The sequence below is a fragment of the Streptomyces sp. NPDC057638 genome (assembly GCF_042800315.1).
Classification (GTDB): Bacteria; Actinomycetota; Actinomycetes; order Streptomycetales; family Streptomycetaceae; genus Streptomyces.
The window spans coordinates 1-5312 of record NZ_JBHVHF010000424.1 but is presented as its reverse complement, the minus strand read 5'-3'; the positions used below and the strand labels follow the sequence as shown (position 1 = coordinate 5312).

At 71.6% G+C, this 5312-nt stretch carries 6 protein-coding genes; 4 read left to right on the top strand and 2 right to left on the bottom strand.

Features of this window, described 5'->3' with window-relative positions; genetic code table 11:
• Window positions 1-179: 179 nt before the first annotated feature.
• Window positions 180-344: a hypothetical protein gene (locus ACFVIM_RS32440; protein ID WP_384309142.1), complete on the bottom strand. Its 165-nt coding sequence runs from the start codon at window positions 342-344 to the stop codon at window positions 180-182.
• Between the two features lie 286 nt (window positions 345-630).
• On the opposite strand from ACFVIM_RS32440, the gene ACFVIM_RS32435 reads away from it, so the two are divergent.
• Together ACFVIM_RS32435 and ACFVIM_RS32430 are read left to right on the top strand one after the other, a co-directional pair.
• Window positions 631-1611 carry an ABC transporter substrate-binding protein gene (locus ACFVIM_RS32435; RefSeq protein WP_384309139.1) on the top strand — a complete coding sequence of 327 codons (981 nt, stop codon included), beginning with the start codon at window positions 631-633 and terminating at the stop codon, window positions 1609-1611.
• Window positions 1612-1925: 314 nt separating this feature from the next.
• Window positions 1926-2960 (top strand): alpha/beta fold hydrolase, encoded by a 1035-nt coding sequence (locus tag ACFVIM_RS32430; protein WP_384309136.1) that lies wholly within the window; start codon window positions 1926-1928, stop codon window positions 2958-2960.
• 69 nt (window positions 2961-3029) lie between these two features.
• Here ACFVIM_RS32430 and ACFVIM_RS32425 read toward each other — a convergent pair whose 3' ends face one another.
• Window positions 3030-3920, bottom strand: coding sequence for an alpha/beta fold hydrolase (locus ACFVIM_RS32425; protein ID WP_384309134.1), 891 nt, complete (start codon window positions 3918-3920; stop codon window positions 3030-3032).
• 247 nt (window positions 3921-4167) lie between these two features.
• On the opposite strand from ACFVIM_RS32425, the gene ACFVIM_RS32420 reads away from it, so the two are divergent.
• Window positions 4168-4695 carry a hypothetical protein gene (locus ACFVIM_RS32420; RefSeq protein WP_384309131.1) on the top strand — a complete coding sequence of 176 codons (528 nt, stop codon included), beginning with the start codon at window positions 4168-4170 and terminating at the stop codon, window positions 4693-4695.
• A 158-nt stretch (window positions 4696-4853) separates the two neighbouring features.
• Window positions 4854-5258, top strand: a complete 405-nt coding sequence (locus ACFVIM_RS32415) for an SHOCT domain-containing protein (RefSeq protein ID WP_384309127.1) — start codon at window positions 4854-4856, stop codon at window positions 5256-5258.
• Window positions 5259-5312: the final 54 nt, after the last annotated feature.

Here is a 5312-nt window from a genome sequence, read left to right as displayed (position 1 = left end):
CCGTACCGGTGAACGGCGTACGGGCGGGGGCGCGGCCGGTGCTGGCGTACGGCCGGGACGAGCGGGGCGGCCGGGGCGGCGGAATCCCTCCGGCCGTACACGCGTCGATCTGGTGCCATCGGGTGAAGGCAGGCGCCCCCTCGTTCCGCCGCGTCAGTGGAGTCGGCCGGTTCGGCCGGTCAGGCGTCGCGCTGGTCCCGGCGGACCACGACGACGGTCACGAGGGCGAGGATCGCCCAGGGCGCCCAGAGCCAGGCCAGGGAGCCCTTCCCCAGGGTGGCGGCGATGATCGCGACCAGACTGGTACCGGTGAGTCCGAGCAGGGCCTTGGTGGATGTCCGCACCGCTCCTCCTTCCACGCGGCCCCGGCCGGGGCCGCACATGGGCCGACGGAATGTCGAGCGTAGGCCGCCCAGCTCTGGGGTGATTCCCTGTTTGCGCAGCTCAGAGAGGTGAGAGAGGGGGCTGACGGGGTGCCGGACGGGCGTGGGTCCGGGGTGGGCGCGCCCCTCTGACGAGGGGTCACTTCATCACAACTGCCCCACAGAGGATTGTCGGGGCCGGTCCGCATAAGGTTAGCTAAGCCTAACCAAACCCATGCCCGGGTTCCGTAGCGAAAGCAGAGTCACCATGATCAGCAAGACCTTCCCGCGCCGACGCGCCCTCGCCCTGGCCTCCGTGCTCACGGGCGCGCTGACGCTCACCGCGTGCGGCTCGGGCGACGGTGACGGCAAGGGTGAGGGCGGCGGCGACGCGGCGAAGACCCGTACGGTCAAGACCGCCATGGGCGATGTCCAGGTCCCGGACACCCCCCAGCGCGTGGTCGTGCTCGACACGGCGGAGCTGGACTCGGTCGTCACCCTCGGGGTGACCCCGGTGGGCGCCACCCGCTTCGACACGCCGACCGGGCTCCCGGCGCACCTCCCCGCCGAGAAGGTCAAGGGCGTCAAGACGGTCGGTGAGATGGCCGACCCCAACCTTGAGGCGATCATCGCCCTCAAGCCCGATGTCATCCTCACCAGCAAGCTGCGCCACGGCGACAAGTACGCCGAGCTGAAGAAGATCGCGCCGACGGTGATGACCGAGACCACCGGGCTGCCCTGGAAGGAGAACTTCCTGGTCCACGCGGAGGTGCTCAACAAGAAGGCGGAGGCCCAGCGGGCCATCGACGCCTACACCGCCCGCGCGGCCGAGGTGACCGCGGCCCTCGGCGGCAAGGAGAAGGCCGCCCGGACCGAGGTCAACATGGTCCGGTTCATCGAGGGCTCCGACATCCGGATCTACGGCAAGGAGAACTACATCGGCACGATCCTCGCCGATGTGGGTCTCGGCCGGCCCGCCATCACCGAGAAGGCGGAGGACGGCTTCATGCTGAACGTCAGCCCCGAGAAGATCGACCTCGCCGCCGCCGACGTCATCTTCCACTCCACCATCGGTGACCCGAAGAAGGCCAAGGCGACCGAGGTCCTCGGCGGCCCGCTGTGGAAGAACATCCCCGCCGTGAAGGCGGGCAAGGCCCACGCCGTCACCGACGAGCTGTGGATCCAGGGCATCGGCTACACCGCCGCCACCCTCATCCTCGGCGAGCTCCAGACCGCGCTCACCGCGTAGGCCCCGGCTCCCCCGGGGAGCCGCGCCACAGCGCGCTGACCGACCTCCGGCCGCCGCCGGTCCCCGTGACCGCCGGCGGCCGTCGGCGTACCTGCCGCAAGGGCGTTGGTGTACCTGGCGCGAGGGTGTCGGCGTACGTGCCTCAAGGGTGTCGGCGTACGTGCCGCGAGGGTGTCGGCGTCGGACGGGGAACCGGGGTGGACTCACCCGTACGGACCGTGCGCGTCACTCCTGTGCCCGCTCCGGCGGGCGCGGCACGGCGGGCCGGAAAAGAGTGGGGCCGACAGCCTCCCCACCGAAGAAAAGAGAACGCCATGGCTGTGCCGTCCCCGACCCCGTCACCGCTCCCCGAACGCCGGATATCCCGGGCGACCCGTCTGAGCCGGATATCCCGCCGTACGGGAGCGCTGGCCCTCGCGGCCGCCGCGACCGTCGCCAGCGCGGCGCCCGCGTTCGCCGCCGGGGACACCGGCACCGCCCGGGACACCGGGCGCGCCAAGCCGACGGTCGTCCTCGTCCATGGCGCCTTCGCCGACGCGTCGGGATGGAACGAGGTGGTCGAGCGGCTCCAGGACCGGGGCTTCCCCGTCCTCGCCCCGCCCAACCCGCTGCGCGGACTGAGCAATGACGCCACCTACGTCGCCAGCGTGCTGAAGTCCATCAAGGGCCCGATCGTCCTCGCGGGCCACTCCTACGGCGGCGCCGTCATCACCCAGGCCGCCGCCGGGAACCCCAACGTCAAGGCCCTGGTCTACGTCTCGGCCTTCATGCCCGATGTCGGCGAGTCCCCGGCCGGGCTCTCCACCAAGTTCCCGGGCAGCGAACTGGCGCCCGCGCTCAACCCCGTTCCGTACACCGACGCCCACGGCAGCGGTGAGGACCTCTACATCAAGCTCGACAAGTTCCACTCCGTCTTCGCGGCGGACCTGCCGGAGGCGATGACCCGGCTGATGGCGGTGGAGCAGCGGCCCGTATCGGCGGCGGGCTTCGCCGAGAAGGCGACGGCGGCGGCGTGGAAGGACCGGCCGTCCTGGTTCGTGGTCTCCAAGAACGACAAGGCCATCGCGCCCGATCTGGAGCGCTTCGAGGCCAAGCGGGCGCGCTCGCACACGATCGAGATCGACTCGTCGCACGTGTCGATGATGTCCCACCCGGACAAGGTGGTCGGACAGCTCCTCAAGGCGGCCGCCCACGTCAGCGACGGACCCGCGTCGCTGGCCCGGACCGGTGCCCGCAGCGATGCCCTGGCCCTGCTCGGCGGCCTCGCGGCGGCGACGGCCCTGACCGGCACCACCCTGCTGCTGGCGAGCCGCCGGGCGGCGCGCAGGGCGCGGACGGAGGGCCGCTGAGCATCTGACGGGGCAGGACAGCACGGCCGGGACCGGTGATCCGTCGCTACGGGTCACCGGTCCCGGCCGTCAGCCGAGGCCGCCGAGAGACCCGAGGAACCCGAGGATCGCGTCGTTCACCGCCTTCGGGTTCTCCTCGTGCATCAGATGTGAGGCGTGGGCGATCTCCACGCTCCGTACGTCCGGCAGGAGTTCCGCGAGCCGCTCGCTCAGCAGATGGAGCAGGGACGCGCTGTGGACACCGGTCACCAGCAGCGTGGGGACCGCCAGTCCCCGTACGGCGGCGGGGTCGACCGGCGGGAACCCGGCGCGGAAGAGACCGGCGCGCAGGGCCGTGAGGTTCTCCCGCATCTGCGGCACCCGGTCCTCGGCGAGCCGGCCGTAGGCGACGTCGTCCAGGACACCCCGGAGGAAGGTCCGCATCGCCAGTTCGTCCTCCCCGGCCCGGAAGTACCGCTTGACCGGTGTGACCGTACGGGTGGTGAAGCGCGCCAGCGCCCGCAGCACGCGCGGGCGGCGGACCAGCAGCGGCAGCTCGGCCGGGCGGGGCGGGCTGCTGAGGTAGAGCGGGACGACCGGTGGCTCCTCCAGCACCAGGGAGCGCACCAGATCGGGGCGGCGCACGGCCGCCAGCAGGCTGATGAAGGCCCCCCAGGAGTTGCCGACCAGATGGGCGGGCGCGGCGCCGGTCGCGGTGAGGAACGCGATCAGATCGTCCACATGCCGGGGCATCGGATTGATCCCGCCGGGGGCGATGTCGGCGTTGGGGCGGGCGTAGCGCCTGCTGTAGGCGAGGGCGCGGTACGAGGCGCCGATGACGGGCAGCTGCCACTCCCAGGTCCGCAGATCGCTGAGGTCGCCGTGGACGAAGACGACGGGCTCGCCGGTACCGGTCTCCCGGTAGGCCAGGGAGACGCCGTTGACCAGCGCGGTGCGCAGACTCTCCGGGGGAAACGTCATGACGGGCGCTCCTGTGGCTGGGCGGTGGGGCGTGCTTCGGGGTGCTCTGCGGCGGTGCTCTGCGGGATCCGGGGCTGTTCCGTCCGGTGGAGGCGGCCCCGGATCAACGTCATCACCACCGCCCTCATGACGGCGGGCGCCACGAGCGCTCCCACCCTCCCCGTACACCCGTACGGAGTACACCGGCATGCGGTGGGGGGCGGCAGCTCCTTCACTGGACCGAGGGGTGACAGAGGAGGCACGACACATGGACGGCCAGTGGCGACGGGGACTGGTGGGAGTGACGTTCGCGCTGGTCGCGGCCGTCGCGGCGGCCGGGTGCTCCAACGGATCGACCAGCCCGTCCGAGGTGGCCTCCCAGGCCGCCTCCGTAGGCGCCCGGGCCACGGCGGCGGCCTCGTCGCTGGCGTCCCAGGCGTCGAGCGCGGCCTCCCGGGCGTCGGAGGCCATCGCCTCCGCCACCGCGTCGGCCAACGCGAAGCTGAACGAGATCAAGGGCGGTGTCGACGCCCGGAGCGCGGTACGGCTCGCGACTCCCACCCGGGAGAGCGACGGCCGGATGTCGGTGAAGGTCACCGCCGAGAACACCACCGACGCGGCCAAGAGCTTCGCGGTGCAGGTCTCCTTCACCGACAGCTCCGGGAACCTGCTGGACACGACGGTCCTCACCATCGCGGACGTGCCCGCGAAGGGCACCAAGGACGGTGTCGCGCACAGCAACCGGGATCTGTCGGGGTCGGTGAGGACCGAGGTGAAGAAGGCGGTGCGGTACTGAGACGCCCCGGCGGTCACCACGACGCCGGAGCAGCCCCCGGCCTGTCCGGCGGTCACCACGACGCCGGAGCGGCCCCCGGCCTGACAGCCGCGTGCGGCACGCCCACGCGGACACGAGGATCCGGGCCACGGTGGCCCGGACGCTGATGGGAGCCGATCGTGGACGAATACCCCCTGCTCAACCTCTTCTGGACCATGCTCTGGTTCTTCCTCTGGATCATGTGGCTGTTCCTGCTGTTCAAGGTCGTCACGGACCTCTTCCGCGACCACACCATGAACGGCTGGGCGAAGGCGGGCTGGCTGGTGCTGGTCATCGTGCTGCCGTTCCTGGGCGTGCTGATCTATCTGATCGTGCGGGGGCGCTCGATGGCCGAGCGGGAGGCGAAGTTCGCCAAGGAACGCGAGGCGGAGTTCAAGTCGTACATCCGGGACGCGGCGGGGTCGGGCGGCGCGGCGGGCGGCACCAGTTCCACGGAGGAGCTGCACCGGCTGGCGGAGCTGAAGGACCGGGGCGCGCTGACCGAGGAGGAGTTCCAGCGGGCGAAGGCGAAGCTGCTTCAGTGACCCACCCGTGATCGGACACGCTCCACCGACGGGTGGGGACGGGCGCCGGGGGCC